This window comes from Sphingobium sp. TomMM7A, assembly GCF_055397305.1.
This window is the reverse complement of the sequence record NZ_AP027311.1, coordinates 2,145,692-2,165,295: the sequence shown is the minus strand read 5'-3', so window position 1 is coordinate 2,165,295 and position 19,604 is coordinate 2,145,692. Positions and strand designations below refer to the sequence as shown.

Sequence of the window (19,604 nt, the reverse complement as noted above, 5' to 3'; positions counted from 1 at the left end):
TGCGTCAGGCCGCCCGGTGGGCGACGCTTTCGGGCAGGTCCTTGCCGAACACGCGCTGATAATATTCCGCCACCAGCGGCCGTTCCGCCTCGTCGCATTTGTTGAGGAAGGACAGGCGGAAGGCAAAGCCGATATTCTTGAAGATCAACGCATTCTGCGCCCAGCTGATCACGGTGCGGGGGCTCATCACGGTCGAAATGTCGCCATTGATGAAGCCTTGGCGGGTCAATTCCGCCACCTTGATCATATTCTCGACTTCCTTGCGGCCGCCTTCATGGTCGTACTCGCCCGACTTGGCGAGGACGATCTGCGCTTCGGTCGCGGCAGGCAGATAGTTCAGCGTCACCACCAGATTCCACCGGTCCATCTGGCCCTGGTTGATCTGCTGCGTGCCATGATAGAGGCCGGTCGTGTCGCCCAGACCCACGGTATTGGCGGTGGCGAACAGCCGGAAATGCGGATTCGGCCGGATCACGCGGTTCTGGTCGAGTAGCGTCATCTTGCCGTCGGTTTCCAGTACGCGCTGGATCACGAACATGACATCGGGGCGCCCGGCGTCATACTCGTCGAACACCAATGCTACCGGGCGCTGCAACGCCCAGGGCAGCAATCCCTCCCGGAATTCCGTCACCTGCTGTCCGTCGCGCAGCACGATCGCATCACGGCCGACCAGGTCGATACGGCTGATATGCGCGTCCAGGTTGATGCGGATGCAGGGCCAGCGCAGCCGCGCCGCAACCTGCTCGATATGGCTCGACTTGCCGGTGCCGTGATAGCCCTGCACCATGACGCGCCGGTTATAGGCAAAGCCCGCCAGAATCGCGAGCGTGGTGTCCGGGTCGAACACATAAGCGGGGTCGAGATCCGGCACCCGCTCGTCCGCTTCGGAAAAGGCGGGGATTTTCAGATCGACATCAATGCCGAACACTTCCCGCGCATCCACCTCACGGTCGGGCGCAGCCAGCAGCGTCTCTGATCGGGTATCGGGCTGGACGTTGGGAATGTCGGTCATTGCTCTTCTTTCTATTCGCTCTCCTCCGCCGTAACCCATGGCGAAGGCCGGTGTCGAGTGGCCAATCCATCCGGCGCGGCCTGCCCATTCACGCGAAGGCAGCCGCCTTGCGCAGCAGCCCATAGGCTTCGATCACGCCCTGCAATGCGCTTTCGTGGCTACGGTCGCCTCCATTATGATCGGGATGATAGCGCCGCAGCAGCTCGGTATAACGCTGTCGCAACGCCTTGCGATCCGCATCGATGGGCAGACCCATGACAGACAGCGCCTTGCGATCTTCATGGGACAGGAATTTGCCGTCCTCGCGCATCTGCGCGTCGGCTCGTGCTTTTGCCACCCGCTCCTTGAACTTGGCGCCGATCGCATCGAGCGGGTCCTGAAAATCGGACCATTTGGGCGGTGGGCTGGTGGCGTTCGATGAAAAGGCGCGGGTCTCCCGCTCCCACCCCGCAAAGGGCCGTTGGGCAGCGGCGATTTCGTCGGGGCTCATGCCGGTGAAGAAATTATAGCCCTGATTGAATTCGCGCACATGATCGAGGCACAGCCAGCGCCAGCGCGGGCCTTCCTGATTGGGTGACGCGCCCTCCAGCGGCGGAGCGCGAAACTCTCCGGGCTCGGCGCACCCATCGACCGCGCAGGGGCGGTCACTTTCCACGCGGCCATGGAAGCGGTTGAAACGGCGGGTCGAGTACGGGTCGGTAGACAAGATTGCCCTGATGCATGATGGAACAAAGGGCCTATATAGGGGCGATGAGCACCCAACTGAAAGGCCCGGTGGCCACGGAAATCGAACAGCGGCTGCGCGCCGCCCTGTCGCCAGAGCATCTCGCCGTGATCGATGACAGCGAGAAGCATCGCGGTCATGCGGGACATGACGGATCGGGCGAAAGCCATTTCACGGTGGAGATCGTCTCGGCCGAATTCGCGGCCAAGAACCGCGTGGCCCGCCAGCGGCTGGTCAACGCTGCGCTCGCCGATCTGCTGCGTGACAAGGTTCATGCGCTGGCGATCAAGGCCCGCGCGCCCGGCGAAGCCTGAAAAGGGGAGCATCCATGACGCTCGACGAACTTGTCATCCAGACCGTCAGCCCGACCACCCATGATCTGGGCGACTTCCGCGTCCATCGTTCACTGCCCGCGCCGGGCCGGACGATGGTCGGCCCCTTCATCTTCTTCGATCAGGCCGGACCCGCAAAGATCGGCGCGGGCCAAGGCATCGACGTGCGCCCGCACCCGCACATCAACCTCGCTACCGTCACCTATATGTTCGAGGGCGCCTTCGTACACCGGGACTCGCTCGGCACCGAGCAACTGATCGAACCGGGCGCGGTCAATTTGATGACTGCCGGGAGCGGCATCGTCCATTCTGAACGCTCGCCCGACAGTGACCGCGTGCGCGAGTCCAAAATCTCGGCCATTCAGACATGGCTTGCCCTGCCGGATGGCATCGAGGAAATGGCGCCAGCCTTCGAACATGTCAGCGAGGGCGGCTTGCCCGTCATCGACTGCGGCCGAGCTGGCGCGCGCGTGATCATGGGCAGCCTGTGGGGCGCGACGTCGCCGGTCACGACTTATGCCGACACCATCTATGCCGACATTCAACTGTCACCCGGCGGGACCGTGCCGATCGACACCGATGCGGACGAGCGCGCCATCTATGTCGCTGGGGGAGACGCCGCGCTCGATGGCGTAGCGCTGCTGCCCCAAACGCTCTACGTCCTGCGCCCCGGCACCCGCGCCGCGTTGATGAGCGTCGATGGTGGCCGCGTAATCTATTGCGGGGGCGAGGCGTTCAAGACGCCGCGCCATGTCTGGTGGAATTTCGTCTCTTGCTCGACCGATCGCCTCTACCAGGCGCGCGAGGATTGGGAGGCGATGCGCTTCCCTCTGATCCCCGGCGATGATCAGGAATTCATCCCGATCCCGAAGGGGCGGCCCAAGACGGTGAGCTATCCGTGAAACCATCCGCCCCACAATGACCGTTCGCCCTGAGCTTGTCGAAGGGCTTACTTTCTTGAAAAAGAAGGGGCTTCGACAGGCTCAGCCCGAACGGAAATGGGGTAATCGAGGCTGGCCGTTTACTGAACGAAGGTCAGCGACAAATTCTCGGCATTTTTCGGAATGTCGATCCGGCTTTCGTTGATCGACGCTTCCTCGCCCGGCTTCAGGCTGGTGCGATCCGCCTTCGTCGTCCAGCTGAACACCAGCCGGTTCTGCTGATCACGCAACTGCACCAGCACCGGCGGCACCGGCAAGGTCTGCTTCCCGCTGTTCACGATCCGCGCGCCAAAGGCGAAATATTCCTCCCCGGTCGGCAGCTTGCGCCGCTCAGCGGGCTTGGACAGGTAGAATAGCAGGTCCGGATCGCCCTCTTCCGAAACAAAGCCCAGATTGACCGCCCAGCTTGGCGTGCCGAAATACCAGAGCGCGCCCCCGATGCCGCCAACCGCAAGGCAGAAAAGCACTGCCGCATAGGTCCACAGCTTCAGGCGATTGCGGCGCGGCCTGACCGGCGCGGCGTAGCTTTCCGCAGGTTCCTCGCGGTGCCGGCCGTAAATGTCATCGACGCTATTATCGGTCTGCGCTGCTGACATGCTCGGCGCGACTGCCACTGGCTCGGGTATCGGCGCAGCTACCGCTTCTACTGCCCGAGCGGGCTCCGCCGGAGCCTCGACAGGCGCAGCAGGAGGAGGCGGAGCAGAGGCAACAGGCGGCGGTGGGGCAGGGCGCGCTTCGGCGGCGACGGGCGCTTCCGCCATCTCCACGGCCTTTTCCCTGACCGGCAGAGCCGCACCTTCCTGGAACCAGCTATGTTTGCAGGAGGCGCAGCGAACCTGGCGGCCATCGGGGCCGACGGCGCTGTCCGGCACAATATAGCGCGTGGCGCAATTGGGACACACCAGGATCATGACGCTTCATAGCCATGGCTTGGACTCGAGGGCAAGCGGCATTGAATGGGGAGGCCGAAGATGCCGCGACTCGGTGGATGATGGCGCTTGGCGCTTTACGCCTGCCCGCCCGCTGTGCCATGGCTGTACCCAAGGGGAAGCAGGGAGCGCGCGGGCGCATTCATCGAAACATGTCGGCGATCGTCCAGTTCGAAAATGTCGGCCTGCGCTATGGTCTGGACAGCGAAACGCTGTCCGACGTCAGCTTCTCGCTGCATGGCGGCGGCTTCTATTTCCTGACCGGCGCGTCGGGCGCGGGCAAGACGTCGCTGCTGAAGCTCCTCTACCTCGCCCAGCGCCCCAGTCGCGGCGTCATCCGGCTGTTCGGAGAGGATGTGGTGACGCTCCCCCGCAAGCGCCTGCCGGGCTTTCGCCGCCGCATCGGCGTCGTTTTTCAGGACTTTCGGCTGGTCGCGCACCTGTCCGCCTATGACAATATCGCCCTGCCGCTGCGGGTCGCGGGCATGGAGGAAAGCGAGATCGACGCTTCGGTCTCGGAGATGCTCAATTGGGTCGGCCTTGGTGACCGGGGGCAGGCGCGCCCGGCGACACTCTCGGGCGGAGAGCAGCAGCGCGTCGCCATCGCCCGCGCCGTCATCGCCCGGCCCGAAATCCTTGTCGCCGACGAACCCACCGGCAACGTCGATGCCGACATGGCCCGCCGTCTGCTCACCCTGTTCGAAGCGCTCAATCGCCTCGGCACCACCATCGTCGTCGCGACCCACGACCTGCCGCTGATCGGTCAGGTCGAAGGCGCGCAGATGATGCGGCTGGACAAGGGCCGCCTGTCCGATCCCACCGGATCGCTGCGCTACCCGCCCCGATCGCAAGGCATGGCCGCGTCATGACCGGAGCCGATCGCCGCGCCGCCGCTGCCGCCCGCCACCGGCTGCTGCCCGAAGGCCGCGTCGCCGGACCGATGCCCTGGGTGATCGCGATCATGATGTTCCTGACCGTCCTTGCCGCCGCCTCCGGCCTTGGCCTTGCGGCGGCGGTGCAGTCGGTCGGCGCCGACCTCGCCGGACGCGCCACGGTCCAGATTGTGGAGGCCAATGCCGACCGGCGCGAGGCGCTGAGCGGGGCCGCCGCCCGCCTGCTGCGCAAATCCGCTGACGTGCGCGCCGTCCATCCGGTCGATCCGGCGACCCTCGCCGACCAGATTCGTCCCTGGCTGGGCCAGGATGCCGCGAGCGGCGACCTGCCCATCCCGGCACTGATAGATGTCGAACTGACGCCCGGCGCGACGGCGGCCAAGGTGCAGCGGCTGGGCCGCGTCCTCGCGACCCTGTCGCCGAACATTCGCGTCGAACCCCACGCCGCCTTCCTCCAGCCGCTCGGCAGCCTGCTTGCCGCGCTAGGTGGCCTCGCCGCTGGCATCGTTCTGCTAATGGCGCTTGCCACTGCCGCCATCGTCGTGCTCGCCGCGCGCGCCGCGCATGACAGCCATCGCGGCACGATCGACGTACTTCACCTGATGGGCGCCACCGATGTGCAGATCGCCCGGCTATTTCAGCGGCGCATCGGCCTCGACGCGCTGTTCGGCGGCCTGCTGGGCTTCGTCACCGCGTTGCTGGTCATCATCCTGCTGGGCACCCGGCTCGCGGCGACCGGGTCTGATCTGCTGGCGGCGATCAGCCTGCCGTGGAGCAGTTGGCTGATCCTTGCCACCCTGCCCATAGGCGGCGTCCTGCTCTCGACGCTAGCCGCACGGTGGACCGTCCTGCGGTCCCTAGGGCGGTTGCTATGATCGTCCGCCTCTTTGCGGTGACATTGCTCGCCTGGATATTGGGTTTCGCCTGGTTCGCGATTTTCCTGCCCCAACCGCTCGATGGCCGCCCGACAGACGCCATCGTCGTGCTGACGGGCGGCGCGGGCCGGATCGACCGTGGCCTTGCCCTGCTTGAAGAGGGTGCGGCGAAGCGAATGCTGATCTCCGGCGTCGATCGCTCCGTCCGCCCGGCGGAGCTGGCGGCGCAATATGAAAGGCCCGAACGCCTATTTTCCTGCTGCATAACTTTGGGCCGTGAAGCGATCGACACCCGCTCCAACGCCATCGAAACCGCCCATTGGCTGGAGCGCAGGGACTTCCGCACCGTCCGCCTCATCACGACTGACTGGCACATGCGCCGCGCCGCGCTTGAGTTGCGGCAGGCGGTGCCGGGCAGTCTGACGATCGTCTATGACGCCGTGCCCAGCCGACCCAGCCTCAGGATGCTGATGCGGGAATATAATAAATATCTCCTCCGCCGCGCCGCCGCGCTCGTCGGGATTTGAAGAACGGCCTTATGATCACCGCCCTGCGCTCGCTCGTCTTCACGCTGATATTCTACAGCGGCTCCTTGCTGTTGGTTCTTGCTGCTCTGGCTGTGGCATGGCCGTGGCCTGCTGGGGTTCCGGTGGTCGCGACGGCATGGGGCCGCTTTCACCGATTCTGCGCGCGCTGGATTCTCGGGCAAAAGGTGCGGATCGAAGGCGACCTGCCGCACGGCAGCTATCTTTATATCGTCAAGCATGAGTCGATGTTCGAAACGATCGACCTTCTCTGCATCTTCGATCGCCCGGTCATCGCTGCCAAGCGCGAACTGCTCGACATTCCTTTGTGGGGCCGTATCGGTAGGCTGTACGGCCTTATCCCGGTCGAGCGCACCGCCGGGGCCAGCGCCCTGCGGACCCTGCGAGCCGCCGCCCGCGCCGCAACCGATCAGGGCCGCGCCGTCTGCCTCTTTCCAGAAGGCACGCGCGTCCCTCATGGCGAAACGCCCCCGTTGCGTGCGGGCTTCGCGGGCCTTTATTCCCTCCTCGCTTTGCCCGTCGTTCCGATCGCGATCGACAGCGGGCGCCTTTCCCCGCGCGGCAAATTCCTGAAGCGCGCGGGCGTCATCACCTACAAGGTCGGGGAAGTGATCCCGACCGGCCTGGACCGCCGAGACGCCGAAATCCGCGTCCATGCCGCGATCAACGCGCTGAATCCCGCGCATGCCTTTGACAAGCTCAACCCAAACGCGGTCGAGTGATCCCGGATAAAAGGCGCGAAGCCTTAGAGCATGATCATATTCGAGTGATCGTCACCCCGGACTTGATCCGGGGTCCCGCTTCTTTTCTGACGCTGCCGAGGCAGTGGGACCCCGGATCAAGTCCGGGGTGACGGAAAATCAGCCTTAATGCCGATGCTTCCGTGTAAGAAGATCGGTCCTAGTGACGCCGCCCGAAATCTGGCTTGGGATCGTCCTGCCCCTGTTCGATGATCGACCGGCGGATGGCCCGCGTCTTGGTGAACAGGTTGAACAATGTGTCCCCATCATTCCACCGGATCGCCCGCTGCAAAGCCGACAAGTCCTCGGAGAAACGCTGTAGCATTTCCAGCACAGCGTCCTTGTTCGCCAGGAACACGTCGCGCCACATGGTGGGATCGGACGCCGCGATGCGGGTGAAATCGCGAAAACCGCCAGCGGAATATTTGATGACCTCGGACTGGGTCACATCCTCCAGATCGCTCGCCGTGCCGACGATGGTGTAGGCGATAAGGTGCGGCAGATGGCTCGTCACCGCCAGCACCAGGTCATGATGCTGCGGGTCCATCGTCTCGACATCCGCGCCGACGCGATGCCATAGTTCGGAAATGCGCTCGACCGCCGCCGGATCGGCTCCGGCAGGCGGCGTAATGATGCACCAGCGGCCCTGGAACAGGCTGGCGAAACCCGCTTCAGGCCCGCTATTCTCGGTCCCGGCGACCGGGTGTGCGGGGATGATGACGCGTCCGGGCAGGGCCGCGTTCAGTTGCGCCAGCACATCGGCCTTGCATGATCCCACATCGCTCACGATCGCATCGGCGGGCAGATCGTCCGCAATCTCTTCTGCCGCCACGCCCATGGCCCGCACCGGCACGCACAGCACGACCAGGTCGGCGTCGGTCACGCTCGCGCCCGCCGTGTCGGTTACATCGTCGCACAGGTCGATAGCCCGCGCGATCTGCCGCACATTTGGATCGGCATCATGCCCCGTCACCCGAACCGTCGGCATATATTCGCGGATAGCCCGCGCGAGGGATGAGCCGATCAGGCCAAGGCCGATGATGGTGACGCGAGCAAATGGCAGCATGGTTCAGGCCGCCTCCGCCATCGCCCGCAGCTTCGCCGCGACCGCGCGCACCTGCTCTTCGGTGCCGATGGTGATGCGCAGGCCATTGGGCAGCCCCTGGCCCGGCAGCCAGCGCGTCGCGAAACCTTCGTCCCACAGCCCCTTCATCGCCGCCTCGGCGGTCAGCTTGCCGTTGAACAGGATCAGCAGAAAATTGGCCTTGCTCGGCACCGCCCGCAGCCCATGGTTGGACAGCGAAGCAACCTCATCGGTCAGCCAGGCCCGCCATGTGCGATTGTGCGCCCGGCTGGCATCCACCCATGCCTGATCCTTCACCGCCGCGATCGCCGCCGCCTGTCCGGCTGTGGTGACATTGAACGGCGCGCGGATGCGGTGCAACGCGTCGATGATCTCCGCGCTGGCATAGCCCCATCCAATCCGCTCAGCGGCGAGGCCGTAGATTTTGGAGAAGGTGCGGGTTACCAGCACATTGGCGGCGTTCTTCGCCAGCTCCAGCCCGCCATCATCTTCTTGCGGGTCCAGATATTCGGCATAGGCCTGATCCAGCACGAACAAAATGTCCGTCCGCAGCGCCGCGTGCAGCCGCGCAATATCCTCGCGCGGCGTCATGGTGCCCGTGGGATTGTTGGGATTGGCCAGGAAAACGACCTTGGTCTTTTCCGTCACGCAGGCGAGCAGCGCGTCCACATCGGTCGCATAATCCTTGTCCGGCGCGATCACCGGGGTCGCGCCGACCCGCCGCGCGGCGATGTCGTAAACCGAAAAGCCGTAATGGACGTAAAGTATCTCGTCCCCCGGCCCTGCATAGGCGCTCGCCGCAATGTGCAGCAACTCGTCCGATCCGGTGCCGTAGATCACCCGAGCGGGATCAAGGCCATGCACCGCCGCGATCGCCTCGCGCATCTTCGTCGCGCCGGGATCGGGATAGGTCGCAAGGTCTGCCGTCGCCGCGACCAGCGCCGCCCGTGCGGCCGCGCCGGTGCCCAGCGGGTTTTCATTCGCGCTGAGCTTGATCAGCGGGCGTCCATCATCGGCCGCTGCCTTACCCGGCACATAGGGCGAAATGCCCAGAATCCATTCCTTGGGAGCAGGTTTCGTCATGGCCGGGCTTTAGCGCCATCGGCGGCAAAGGCAAAGCGCTGCTAGATGACCGGCGTCACCAGCGGCTTGCCCGCCGCCCACGCGTCCAGATTGGCGAGCACCAGGTCGGCCATCGCCTTGCGCGTGTTCACCGTGGCGCTACCCTGATGCGGTTGCAGCACGACATTATCCATGGCGAACAAAGTCTCGGGCACGTGCGGCTCCTGCGCGAACACGTCCAGCCCGGCACCACCGACCCGACCTTCCGCCAGCGCCGCGACCAGCGCGTCCTCATCGATGACGCTCCCCCGGCTGATGTTGATCAGCACGCCCTGCGGCCCCAGCGCCTCCAGCATCGCCGCATCGACCAGCCCGTGCGCTTCCGGCCCGCCCGATGTCGCGACGATCATCGCCTCGCTCTCTCGCGCGAAGGCGATGCGGTCGGCCACATAGCGATAGGGGGCGTCCGGTGCAGGTCTGCGGTTATGATAAATGATCTCGCTTGCCATCGGCTCCAGCCGCCGCGCGATCGCCCGCCCGATCCGGCCCAGTCCCAATATCCCGATCCTGCGCCCCGTTACGCTGCCGCTCAACGGCGCCGTGCCACCCCGCGCCCAGCTGCCAGACCGCACCATCCGATCGTTGGCAGCAATATTGCGCACGGTCGCATAAAGCAGGCCTACCGCCAGATCGGCCACATCGTCGGTCAGCACGTCGGGCGTGTTGCTGACCTTGATGCCCTTCGCCTTGGCATGCGCGACATCGACCTTGTCATAGCCAACCGAAAACAGCCCGATCATCTCCAGCCTCGGCAGCGCATCCATGATCGCGGCAGAAGCGCCGACCGCCCCGAACGACACCAGCGCCCGCGCCTCCCGCACCGCCTCGGGCAGCGCGTCCGGATCGGCAGCCGCCGCCAACTCATGCACGATGAATCGGGCCTTCAACTGCTCTTCCAGATAGGAGGACAGGGGGCCATAAATGACGATCGGAATGCGGGGCTGGCTCATGTCCTCGTCCTAGCCCATCCCCACCCGATTGACAGCACCCCTCCACGGTCCTAGCCCGCTTGCACCATGGCCAGCGCCTCCTTCACCGACGACAGCCGTTTCGGCCTCCGCCGCCAGGTCCGCCTGTCCGGCCCCCTGCGGCTGGACAGCGGCGCGGCCCTTGCACCGGTCGATATCGCCTATGAAACCTATGGGCGGATGAACGCGGACAAGTCGAACGTCATCCTCATCTGCCACGCGCTGACCGGCGACCAATATGTGGCGTCCGACCATCCCGTCACAGGTAAGCCCGGCTGGTGGTGGCGCATGGTGGGCGAAGGAAAACCCATCGACCCCGCGCGCCATTTCATCGTCTGCGCCAACGTCATCGGCAGCTGCATGGGGTCCAGCGGCCCCGCCAGCGTCGATCCGTCGAGCAATGCGCCCTATGCGATGCGCTTCCCGGTGCTGACCATCGCCGACATGGTGCGCGCCCAAGCGCTGCTGCTTGACCATCTGGGCGTAAATCGCCTCTCTGCCGTCATCGGCGGCTCCATGGGCGGCATGCAGGCGCTTAGCTGGCCGACCATCTTCCCCGATCGCGTCGAAAGCTGCATCGTCATCGCCTCGACCGCTCGCCACAGCGCCCAGAACATCGCCTTTCACGAAGTCGGGCGTCAGGCGATCATGGCCGATCCCAACTGGCGCGGCGGCGACTATTATGCCGACGCCCAGGTGCCGAGCGCGGGCCTTGCTGTCGCACGCATGGCCGCGCACATCACCTATCTGTCCGAAGCGGGCTTGACCGAGAAATTCGGCCGCCGCCTGCAAGGGCGCGATGCCAAGACCTTTGGCTTCGACGCTGACTTCCAGGTCGAAAGCTATCTGCGCCACCAGGGCCTGAGCTTCGTCGAGCGGTTCGACGCCAACTCCTATCTCTACATCACCCGCGCCATGGACTATTATGACATTGCGGAGGATCATGGCGGCAGCCTCGCCACCGCCTTCGCCCAGTCCAAAGCCCGCTTCTGCCTCGTGAGCTTCGACACCGACTGGCTCTATCCCACCGCCGAATCCCGCATCATCGTCCACGCCCTCAATGCCAGCGGTGCGCAGGCCAGCTTCGTTGAGCTATCCAGCCCCTTCGGCCACGACGCGTTCCTGCTGGAATGCCCGGAACTGAACCGCGTCGTCGATGGCTTCCTCAAGGGCGGCCGCGCGTGAGCGAGACGCTTCGGCCGGACCTCGCCCTGATCGCTCGCACCGTAACGCCGGGCGCGCGCGTGCTGGACGTCGGCTGCGGCGACGGCGCGCTCATGGCGGCGCTGCGCGACACGAAACAGGTGGATGCGCGCGGGCTGGAACTGGACGCGGGCAATGTCGCCGCCGCCGTCGGCCGGGGCCTCTCGGTCGTGCAGGGCGACGCCGACACCGACCTTGCCTATTATCCCGACGCCAGCTTCGACTATGCGATCCTCAGCCAGACGCTACAGACCACGCGCCGCCCGGACCTGGTCGTGGAGGAACTGCTGCGCATCGGCCGCCAGGCCTTCGTGTCCTTCCCCAATTTCGCCCATTGGAGGGGACGATTGTCGCTGATGTGGGGCGGGCGCATGCCGGTAACGCGACTGCTGCCCGATACATGGTATGACACGCTCAACATCCACCATGTCACCGTCGATGATTTCCGCGCGCTGGTGAAGGATCGCGGCTGGACGATCGATGGTCAATGGTTCCTGAAGGGCGACAAGGAAACCACCCACGCGAACGCCAACCTGTTCGCCGAACACGCTGTCTTCCTGCTGCGCCGCTAAAGAAAAACCGCCGCGTCATCCGGCTGCCATGCAGCTCTGCGCGTCATGGCGCGGTCAAACAATTCCGACCCGATCAAAGCGCGCAACCATGCCTGCACGCGCGGCACGGGCTGTGCGTCAAACCACGCCTGATCAGCCGCCGCAAACTGCCGCACAAACGGAAAGATCGCGATGTCGGCCAGCATCCTGCGCTCGCCACACAGGAAAGCACTGCTCTCCAGCCGCGCTTCCAGTTCGCCCAGCCATGCCATCCCTGCGGCGCGATGTTCCAGCGGGTCCGACCCATGGCGCGTCGCATATTTGTAGCGGTCGAGATGTTGCTTGAACGGCCCGTCATTGGCGGCGATCAGCGCCGCGTCATCCCCGTCGAGCCAACCCTCCGGATCATCCAGGCGAAGCGCCCAGCGCATGATATCCAGGCTCTCGTCAATCACGTCGCCGCCGGGTAACGCCAGCACCGGCACCGTCCCCTTGGGTGACAGCGTCAGCATCGCGGCAGGCTTGTCGCGCAAAACGACCTCGCGCAACTCCACCTGCTGCCCGCTGATGATCAGCGCCATCCGCGCCCGCATGGCATAGGGGCAGCGCCGGAAACTGTAGAGGATGGCGCTCATCCCCCGACCGCCAAAATTCAGCGTTCCTTGGTCGCGCTGAACTTCACCTTGGGATGCCGCTCCTGCTGATAACCCACATCCCACGCGCTCTTCGCCATGAAGACAAGGTTGCCGTCGCGATCCTTCGCCATGTTCGCCACGTTGAACGAGGCCAAGTCCTTGACCGCCGCCTCATCACCGGAAATCCAGCGCGCCGTATCGAAGGGAGATGCCTCCAGCCCCGCCGCCACCTTATACTCGGCTTCCAACCGCGAAATCAGCACGTCCAGCTGCAACTGCCCAACCACGCCGACGACCCAGCTGCTGCCGATCTCGGGATAGAAAACCTGGATCACGCCTTCTTCGGACAGATCGTCCAGCGCCTTCCTCAACTGCTTCGTCTTGGTCGGATCCTTCAGCGCCACGCGCCGCAATATTTCCGGTGCAAAGTTCGGCAGCCCCGTAAAGCGCACCCCCGCCTTCTCGCTCAGCGTATCGCCGACCCGCAACGTCCCATGGTTGGGAATGCCGATAATGTCGCCGGGAAAAGCCTCATCCGCAATCTCGCGGTCCTGCGCGAAAAAGAGGATCGGCGAATGCACCGCGATCGGCTTGCCCGACCCGCTCGGCGTCAGCTTCATGCCCCGCCTGAACTTGCCGGAACAGAGCCGCATGAAGGCGATGCGGTCGCGATGCTGCGGGTCCATATTCGCCTGAACCTTGAAGATGAAGCCGGTGACTTCGCTATTCTCCGGCTCCACCGGCGCAGGCTCGGCCGGCTGCGCACGCGGCGGCGGCGCATGGGCGGCTAGCGCGTCGATCAACTCGGTCACGCCGAACAGCTTGAGCGCCGATCCGAAATAGACCGGCGTCAGATCCCCGTGGCGATAGGCCGCCAGATCGAAATCGGCATAGCCACCGACCGCCAGCTCCGCTTCCTCGCGCAGCTTTTCAAGGCCCCGCGCGGAAATATGCTCGGCCAGCGCATCATCATCGATGCCCTCGACAAACACCTGCTTGCCCTCAAATTCCTTGCTCGGACCGCTGGGCTGGCGCAGCCGGTTCTTGGCGAAATCGTAAATCCCTTCGAACTCGCCACCCATGCCGACCGGCCAGCTCATCGGGCACACGTCCAGCGCCAGCGCGTCCGCCACTTCGTCCAGCAGGGCGAAGGTGTCGCGCCCTTCGCGGTCCACTTTGTTCACGAAAGTGATGATCGGCACGTTGCGCAACCGGCACACTTCGAACAGTTTGCGCGTCTGCGGTTCGATGCCCTTGGCCGCGTCGATCACCATGACCGCCGAATCCACCGCCGTCAGCGTGCGATAGGTATCTTCCGAGAAATCCTCGTGCCCCGGCGTGTCCAGCAGGTTGAAGGTGATGCCGTCGCGTTCGAACGTCATGACGGAGCTGGTCACGGAAATGCCGCGCTGCTGCTCAATCTTCATCCAGTCCGACCGCGCGCGCCGGTTCGCCCCGCGCGCCTTGACCTCACCGGCCAGATGGATGGCGCCGCCTTCCAGCAGCAGCTTTTCGGTCAGCGTGGTCTTACCCGCGTCAGGGTGGGAAATGATCGCGAAGGTGCGGCGGGATGGGATGGTCATGATGTTGTCGGGGGCTCGGTATAAAAACAACCGTTCGCCCTGAGCTTGTCGAAGGGCTTTACTTCCTTCCAGGGAAGAGGCTTCGACAGGCTCAGCCCGAACGGAATCATGGAAGCCGCCGTTACACGTCCACGACCGTCACGTCCATGCGGAACCGCCGCTCGTCCCCCGGCAGTAGCCGCATGACGCCCTGCTTGTCCCAGACATCTCCTTCGAACCCGACCAGGTCAGCCATCCCCGCCCAGGGCTCGACGCACAGATAATGCGCGCCCGGCTTCTGCCACAGCCCCAGCCATGGCGTATCGGGAAAGTCGATCTTCAGCCGCGTCTGTCCCGGCACACCCCAATATAGGCTGTCGCTCTCCAACGCATCCCAGACCAGCGCATCGCCCTCGAACATCGCATGGGTGGGATGCAGGACCTTGCCCTTCACCGGCGATGCAACGGTTTCCCGCGCGATCAGACCCGGCTCGTTTCCCACCTTGCGCAGCGGTGCCGTTTCCGCCTTCTCAAACTCTATCCGATGATCGTCCGCCGAACCCCCAAAGGGCAGCGGCCAGGCAAAGGCCGGATGATAGCCAAAGGAAAAGGGCATGTCCGCCTCGCCCCGGTTTATGACCGTGGCCGTCATCATCAGCGTTCCGCCCGCGACAGCGAACTGCATGTCCAGCCGGAAATCGAACGGATAGACGGCCCGCGTCGCCGCGTCCGCCTCCAGCCGGAAGATCACCGATTCCGGCCGATGCTCCACCTGCGCGAACGCCATGTGCCGGGCAAAGCCGTGCTGCGGCATCGGATAGTCATGCCCGTCCAGGCGATACACATCATTGCGTGACCGCCCGACGAAAGGAAACAGCAACGGCGCATGCCCCGTCCACCAGCGCGGATCGGCATCGGTCATCAGTTCGCGTCCGGCAGGGTCCTTGAGCGACCAAAGCTCCGCGCCCAGCGGGTTGATGGCGGCGGTCAGCCCGTCCGACGCGATCGTTACAAGCTCGTCCATCAGCCCTCTACTTTTGATCCTGTCGGTCCAGCCCACTATTTCCGTTTGGACTGAGCTTGTCGAAGTCCTTCTCTTCTCTTCAACGGAGTAAAGCCAGCCTCGCTACTCCAGCCAGACCCCTGGCGAGGTTTCCCTCACCCCCGCAACGTCGCGCCCAGCTTCTCCGCCGCCTTCACGATAGCGGCGCTGATGGCGTCCAACTCCTCCTGCGAAAAGCTCTTTTCGCCCGGCTGTAACGTCACCTCGATCGCCAGGCTCTTGCTACCTTCATCCACGCCCGGCCCCACAAAGACGTCGAACAACCGCGCATCGACGATGCTCTTTTTGTCCGCGCCCTTGACCGCGCGCACCAGCGCATCCGCCTCGATCGCCTCATCGACGACAAAGGCAAAGTCGCGCTTCACCGCCTGCAAGGCGGGCGGCGCGTAGAGCGCGCGCATGAAGCCGCTCTTCCGCTTGGCCGGGATCGCATCCAGGAAGATCTCGCCCGCGACTACCGCGCCGCTGATACCGAATTGCTTAGCCAGCGAAGGATGCAGCACGCCAAATTCGGCCAGCACCACCTTGGGGCCAAGGCGCAACGTCCCCGACTGACCCGGATGGTAGGCGCCTGATGCCTCGCCAAAGCTTTGCAGGTTCGCCACGGGCGCCCCCGCTGCGGCCAGCAGCGCAATCACTTCGGCCTTCGCGTCAAAGGCGGAGAAGGCCTGTGCCTTGCCCGTCTGCCATCCGCGCGCGACTTTCTCGCCCGCCAGCACGAAGCTGGCCGTGGCCCGCTCCTTGTCGCTGAAATAGCGACGGCCGACCTCGAACAGCCGCACCGAAGTCGCGCTCCGGTCCATGTTCCGCCGCGTGGCCGACAGCAGGCCGGGCAGCAGCGAAGGCCGCATGACCTTCAGATCCTCGGAAATCGGGTTCGCCAGCGTCCAGTCGCCACCGCCGACCGACGCCGCTTCCTTTTTCGAGATGAACGACCAATTGATCGCCTCGGCCAGGCCCCGGGCCGCCGCCGTCCGCCGAACCCGCCGCTCCATCAGCTGCTCGCTGGTCGCCGTTGGCTTGGCGACGCCGGGCATGCGGGGCAGGGGGGTGGAAGGGACCTGATCCAGTCCGACGATGCGCACGACCTCTTCGACCAGATCGGGCCAGCCATCGACATCGCGTCGCCAGCTGGGCACGCTGACCGACCAATGGGCGGTCGTCGTTACCGGGACGCCGTCGTCATAATCGAACGTGGCATCATGTTCCTCGACGCCAAAGCCCAGGCTTTCCAGGACGCGCTTCTGCTCGGCATCGCCCACATAAACGCCAGCCAGCGTCAGGCATTGCGACGGTTCGTACCGGACGATCTTGTTTGCGACGGGCGGCATGCCACTGCGCGTCGCCTCGCTGGCGCTGCCGCCGCACAGCTTCACCACCAGGTCGGTCGCGATCGACAAGCCGTCATCCAGGAATGCCGGGTCCACCCCGCGTTCGAACCGCCCCCGCGCGTCGCTGGTCAGGCCCAGCTTCTGTCCGGTGACCGCAATCCGTTCGGGCGTGAAATAGGCGCATTCGATCAACACATCGGTCGTCGCCTCGCTCGCACCCGAATGCTCGCCGCCCATGATGCCGCCAATGTCGTGCACAGCCACATCGTCGGCGATGACCGTCATCGTCTCATCAACCGTATAGGTCTTGCCATTGAGCGCGAGCACCTCTTCGCCAGCCTTGCCCAGGCGGGCAGTCAGCGGACCTTTCAGCTTGGCCATGTCGTAGACATGCAACGGTCGACCCAGGTCGATCATCAGATAGTTGGTGATATCGACCAGCGTGCTGATCGGCTTCTGCCCGATCGCCTTCAACCGTCGCGCCATCCATTCGGGCGACGCGCCATTGGTCACGCCCCTGACCGTGCGCGCGAAGAAGGCCGGGCAGCCATCCGTATCCTCGATCCGCACGTCCGGCCCCGACCCGACGCCCTCGACCTCCGGCACGACGATCGCGTTCAGCGTCCCCAGCCCCGCCGCCGCCAGATCACGCGCAATCCCCCGCACGCCCATGCAGTCCTGGCGATTAGGTGTTATACTCACATCAATCACCGGGTCATCCAGCCCGGCCCACTCGGCATAGACCCGCCCGACCGGCGCATCCGCGTTTAATTCGATGATTCCTTCATGATCTTCGCCCAGTTCCAGTTCCCGGAACGAACACATCATGCCGTTGGATTCGACCCCGCGAATGGCAGTCTTCTTGAGCACCATGCCATTGACGGGCACCACCGCGCCCTCGGTCCCGAACACGCCGACCAGTCCCGCCCGAGCGTTGGGCGCGCCACACACGACCTGCAACGCGCCATCGCCCGCATCCACGGTCAGCACCTGCAACTTGTCCGCCTGCGGATGCGGATCGGCGGTCAGCACCCTGGCGATGCGGAAGGGCGCGAGCTTTTCCGCCGGATTCTCCACACCCTCGATCTCAAGGCCGATATCATTGAGCGTTTTGAGGATTGTCGGCAGGTCGGCATCGGTATTGAGATGCGTCTTGAGCCAGCTCAGCGTGAACTTCATGCGCCCACTCCTCCGCTCAGCGTCGGCACATCCAGCGCCGAAAAGCCATAATGTTTCAGCCAGCGCAGATCGCCGTCGAAGAATGCGCGCAAGTCGTTCATCCCATATTTCAGCATGGCGAGCCGATCGACCCCGGTGCCGAAGGCAAAGCCCTGCCACTCGTCCGGGTCCAGCCCGCAGGCTTCAATCACCCGCCGGTTGACCATGCCGCTGCCCAACACTTCCAGCCAGCCGCCGCCGAGTGCATCGCCGTCGCCGCCAATCACCCGCTGGCCGCTCACCAGTGTATAGCCCACGTCCACCTCAACCGAAGGCTCAGTGAAGGGGAAATAACTTGGCCGCAGGCGCAGCACGATATCGTCACGCTCGAAGAAAGCCTTGAGGAAGGTTTCCAACGTCCATTTGAGATGACCAAGGGTGATCCCCTTGTCGATCACCAGCCCCTCGATCTGATGGAACATCGGCGTATGCGTCGCATCGCTGTCCGACCGGTAGACGCGGCCCGGCGCGATGATACGGATCGGCGGCTCGCCACTCATCATCGTGCGAATCTGCACCGGCGATGTGTGGGTGCGCAGCACCCTGGGTTCTTCATCATCTTCTGCGCGCAGGTAGAAAGTATCATGCATCGCTCGCGCCGGATGCGTCTCCGGCATGTTGAGCGCGGTGAAATTATGCCACTGATCCTCGATCTCCGGCCCGGTCGCAACGGAGAAGCCCAGGTCCGCGAAAATCTCCGCCAGCTCGTCCATGACCTGGCTTACCGGATGCACCGACCCCTGCGCGCCGAGATCAGCGGGCAAGGACATGTCGATCTTTTCCGCCGCCAGCTTCGCATCGAGCGCCGCCTGCTCCAGCGCCGCCTTCCGCTCGGCCAGCGCAGCCGTCACACTTTCCCGCAAATCCTGGATCGGCGGTCCCTTCTCCAGCCGCTCCTCGGGGCTCATCGACCCCAATGTCTTGAGCAGCCCCGTCACCACGCCATTCTTGCCCATGGCCCCCACGCGCAGGGCTTCCAGCGCATCTAGCGTGTCGGCGGCATTGATGTCGGCGATCAGGCCGGCTTTCAGATTGGCAATTTCACTCATGAGTATTCATCATTCCCGCGAAGGCGAAATATTTGACCGCGCCTTAGCCGGGCGCGAGCGGCAAGGAAAGGGTCAGGCCCGCGCGCCTAGCAGCGCACCGCCAAAGCCGATGAACAGCAAGCCCGTCCCGCGATTGAACAGACGTTGCCGGTTTGCGGGCTGGAGCCAGCGTTTCAACTTCATCCCGCCCAGTGCATACATGGCGTACCAGAAGCTTTCGATCACGACGAAGCTCGCCACCAGGATGACCAACTGGACTGTGAACGGCCGTTCCGTATCAATGAATTGCGGGAAGAGCGCGGCGGCAAAGATGATGAGCTTGGGGTTGGAAAGGCCAGTCAGGAGCGCGGTGCCGAAAAGTTTGCTGACGGGCCGCGCGACTGCCGCTTCACCCTCGTCGGATTCGACGCGCGCGCGCCAAGCCTTAACGCCAAGCCAGATCAGATAAGCCACACCGGCATAGCGCAGCGCATCGAAAAGCACCGGCGACGCCTTGAGCAATGCGCCCAATCCCAGCGCGGACGCAATCAGGCAGAGCAATACCGCGCTCATCAAGCCCGCCATCGTCACGATTGCCTTGTGCGGTCCATGCGCGATGCTCTGCGTCATCACATGCAGCATGTTCGGTCCCGGCGTCGCCGAGATCAGGAACACCGCCGTGACATAGAGCCACCAGACGTGCAGAGGCATGGACATCTCCTTACCCGCCGTTCGCTTCGAGCAAGGTCGAGCCGTGCTGCGCAACCGCTTCTCGACGTCGCTCGAAGCGAACGGAAGTCACGACAAAACAAAAAGGGCGCCGGAAGCATCTGCCCCGGCGCCCCTTG

20 protein-coding genes are annotated in these 19,604 nt (G+C 64.4%); 8 read left to right on the top strand and 12 right to left on the bottom strand.

The window, feature by feature from the left end; translation table 11 throughout:
* Nucleotides 1–4: 4 nt before the first annotated feature.
* Together cobS and ACZ5ZH_RS10815 are read right to left on the bottom strand one after the other, a co-directional pair.
* Nucleotides 5–1,012: a cobaltochelatase subunit CobS gene (cobS, locus tag ACZ5ZH_RS10820; protein WP_449474459.1), complete on the bottom strand. Its 1,008-nt coding sequence runs from the start codon at nt 1,010–1,012 to the stop codon at nt 5–7.
* Nucleotides 1,013–1,100: 88 nt separating this feature from the next.
* Complete coding sequence (locus tag ACZ5ZH_RS10815; protein ID WP_464771512.1) at nt 1,101–1,718, bottom strand: DnaJ domain-containing protein; 618 nt, start codon at nt 1,716–1,718, stop codon at nt 1,101–1,103.
* A gap of 44 nt (nt 1,719–1,762) precedes the next feature.
* Between ACZ5ZH_RS10815 and ACZ5ZH_RS10810 the strand changes: the two genes are divergently transcribed.
* Both ACZ5ZH_RS10810 and ACZ5ZH_RS10805 read left to right on the top strand, forming a co-directional pair.
* Nucleotides 1,763–2,050, top strand: a complete 288-nt coding sequence (locus ACZ5ZH_RS10810) for a BolA family protein (protein WP_449474457.1) — start codon at nt 1,763–1,765, stop codon at nt 2,048–2,050.
* 14 nt (nt 2,051–2,064) lie between these two features.
* On the top strand, nt 2,065–2,970 hold the full coding sequence (locus tag ACZ5ZH_RS10805) for a pirin family protein (RefSeq protein WP_464771511.1): 906 nt from the start codon (nt 2,065–2,067) through the stop codon (nt 2,968–2,970).
* 119 nt (nt 2,971–3,089) lie between these two features.
* Here ACZ5ZH_RS10805 and ACZ5ZH_RS10800 read toward each other — a convergent pair whose 3' ends face one another.
* The gene (locus ACZ5ZH_RS10800; protein ID WP_464771510.1) at nt 3,090–3,920 is read right to left on the bottom strand and encodes an MJ0042-type zinc finger domain-containing protein; all 831 of its coding nucleotides are present in this window, start codon (nt 3,918–3,920) and stop codon (nt 3,090–3,092) included.
* Nucleotides 3,921–4,090: 170 nt separating this feature from the next.
* On the opposite strand from ACZ5ZH_RS10800, the gene ftsE reads away from it, so the two are divergent.
* Genes ftsE through ACZ5ZH_RS10780 form a run of 4 tightly spaced genes read left to right on the top strand, consistent with a single transcriptional unit; the run spans nt 4,091 to nt 6,973 of the window.
* Nucleotides 4,091–4,807: a cell division ATP-binding protein FtsE gene (gene ftsE, locus ACZ5ZH_RS10795; RefSeq protein WP_464772639.1), complete on the top strand. Its 717-nt coding sequence runs from the start codon at nt 4,091–4,093 to the stop codon at nt 4,805–4,807.
* Nucleotides 4,804–5,706, top strand: coding sequence for a cell division protein FtsX (locus ACZ5ZH_RS10790; RefSeq protein WP_464771509.1), 903 nt, complete (start codon nt 4,804–4,806; stop codon nt 5,704–5,706). The genes ftsE and ACZ5ZH_RS10790 overlap by 4 nt, the downstream gene beginning before the upstream one ends.
* Nucleotides 5,703–6,233 carry a YdcF family protein gene (locus ACZ5ZH_RS10785; protein ID WP_464771508.1) on the top strand — a complete coding sequence of 177 codons (531 nt, stop codon included), beginning with the start codon at nt 5,703–5,705 and terminating at the stop codon, nt 6,231–6,233. Before ACZ5ZH_RS10790 ends, ACZ5ZH_RS10785 begins: the two co-directional genes overlap by 4 nt.
* Nucleotides 6,234–6,244: 11 nt before the next feature.
* The gene (locus ACZ5ZH_RS10780) at nt 6,245–6,973 is read left to right on the top strand and encodes a lysophospholipid acyltransferase family protein (protein ID WP_464771507.1); all 729 of its coding nucleotides are present in this window, start codon (nt 6,245–6,247) and stop codon (nt 6,971–6,973) included.
* A 178-nt stretch (nt 6,974–7,151) separates the two neighbouring features.
* Here ACZ5ZH_RS10780 and ACZ5ZH_RS10775 read toward each other — a convergent pair whose 3' ends face one another.
* From ACZ5ZH_RS10775 to ACZ5ZH_RS10765, 3 genes are read right to left on the bottom strand one after another with little or no spacing between them, the layout of a single operon-like run.
* Entirely contained in the window at nt 7,152–8,057 is a 906-nt protein-coding gene (locus ACZ5ZH_RS10775) for a prephenate/arogenate dehydrogenase family protein (RefSeq protein ID WP_464771506.1), read from the bottom strand.
* A gap of 3 nt (nt 8,058–8,060) precedes the next feature.
* Nucleotides 8,061–9,158: a histidinol-phosphate transaminase gene (hisC, locus tag ACZ5ZH_RS10770; protein ID WP_464771505.1), complete on the bottom strand. Its 1,098-nt coding sequence runs from the start codon at nt 9,156–9,158 to the stop codon at nt 8,061–8,063.
* A gap of 41 nt (nt 9,159–9,199) precedes the next feature.
* Nucleotides 9,200–10,147 (bottom strand): 2-hydroxyacid dehydrogenase, encoded by a 948-nt coding sequence (locus ACZ5ZH_RS10765; protein ID WP_464771504.1) that lies wholly within the window; start codon nt 10,145–10,147, stop codon nt 9,200–9,202.
* 66 nt (nt 10,148–10,213) lie between these two features.
* Here ACZ5ZH_RS10765 and metX point away from each other — a divergent pair, with 66 nt between their 5' ends.
* Complete coding sequence (gene metX / locus ACZ5ZH_RS10760; RefSeq protein WP_464771503.1) at nt 10,214–11,350, top strand: homoserine O-acetyltransferase MetX; 1,137 nt, start codon at nt 10,214–10,216, stop codon at nt 11,348–11,350.
* On the top strand, nt 11,347–11,940 hold the full coding sequence (metW, locus tag ACZ5ZH_RS10755) for a methionine biosynthesis protein MetW (RefSeq protein ID WP_196224833.1): 594 nt from the start codon (nt 11,347–11,349) through the stop codon (nt 11,938–11,940). Before metX ends, metW begins: the two co-directional genes overlap by 4 nt.
* Here the strand turns inward: metW and ACZ5ZH_RS10750 are convergent.
* The 6 genes from ACZ5ZH_RS10750 to ACZ5ZH_RS10725 all read right to left on the bottom strand — a co-directional run bounded on the left by ACZ5ZH_RS10750 (nt 11,937) and on the right by ACZ5ZH_RS10725 (nt 19,467).
* Nucleotides 11,937–12,554, bottom strand: a complete 618-nt coding sequence (locus tag ACZ5ZH_RS10750) for a glutathione S-transferase (protein WP_464771502.1) — start codon at nt 12,552–12,554, stop codon at nt 11,937–11,939. The two genes, metW and ACZ5ZH_RS10750, sit on opposite strands and share 4 nt — an antisense overlap.
* 17 nt (nt 12,555–12,571) lie before the next feature.
* Nucleotides 12,572–14,137 carry a peptide chain release factor 3 gene (locus tag ACZ5ZH_RS10745; protein WP_449474445.1) on the bottom strand — a complete coding sequence of 522 codons (1,566 nt, stop codon included), beginning with the start codon at nt 14,135–14,137 and terminating at the stop codon, nt 12,572–12,574.
* Nucleotides 14,138–14,258: 121 nt separating this feature from the next.
* On the bottom strand, nt 14,259–15,140 hold the full coding sequence (locus ACZ5ZH_RS10740) for an aldose 1-epimerase family protein (protein ID WP_464771501.1): 882 nt from the start codon (nt 15,138–15,140) through the stop codon (nt 14,259–14,261).
* Nucleotides 15,141–15,274: 134 nt separating this feature from the next.
* Entirely contained in the window at nt 15,275–17,689 is a 2,415-nt protein-coding gene (gene pheT, locus ACZ5ZH_RS10735) for a phenylalanine--tRNA ligase subunit beta (protein WP_464771500.1), read from the bottom strand.
* Nucleotides 17,686–18,777 (bottom strand): phenylalanine--tRNA ligase subunit alpha, encoded by a 1,092-nt coding sequence (pheS, locus tag ACZ5ZH_RS10730; RefSeq protein ID WP_464771499.1) that lies wholly within the window; start codon nt 18,775–18,777, stop codon nt 17,686–17,688. The genes pheT and pheS overlap by 4 nt, the downstream gene beginning before the upstream one ends.
* Before the next feature lie 72 nt (nt 18,778–18,849).
* Nucleotides 18,850–19,467 carry a LysE family translocator gene (locus ACZ5ZH_RS10725; RefSeq protein WP_464771498.1) on the bottom strand — a complete coding sequence of 206 codons (618 nt, stop codon included), beginning with the start codon at nt 19,465–19,467 and terminating at the stop codon, nt 18,850–18,852.
* Between the last annotated feature and the right edge of the window lie 137 nt (nt 19,468–19,604).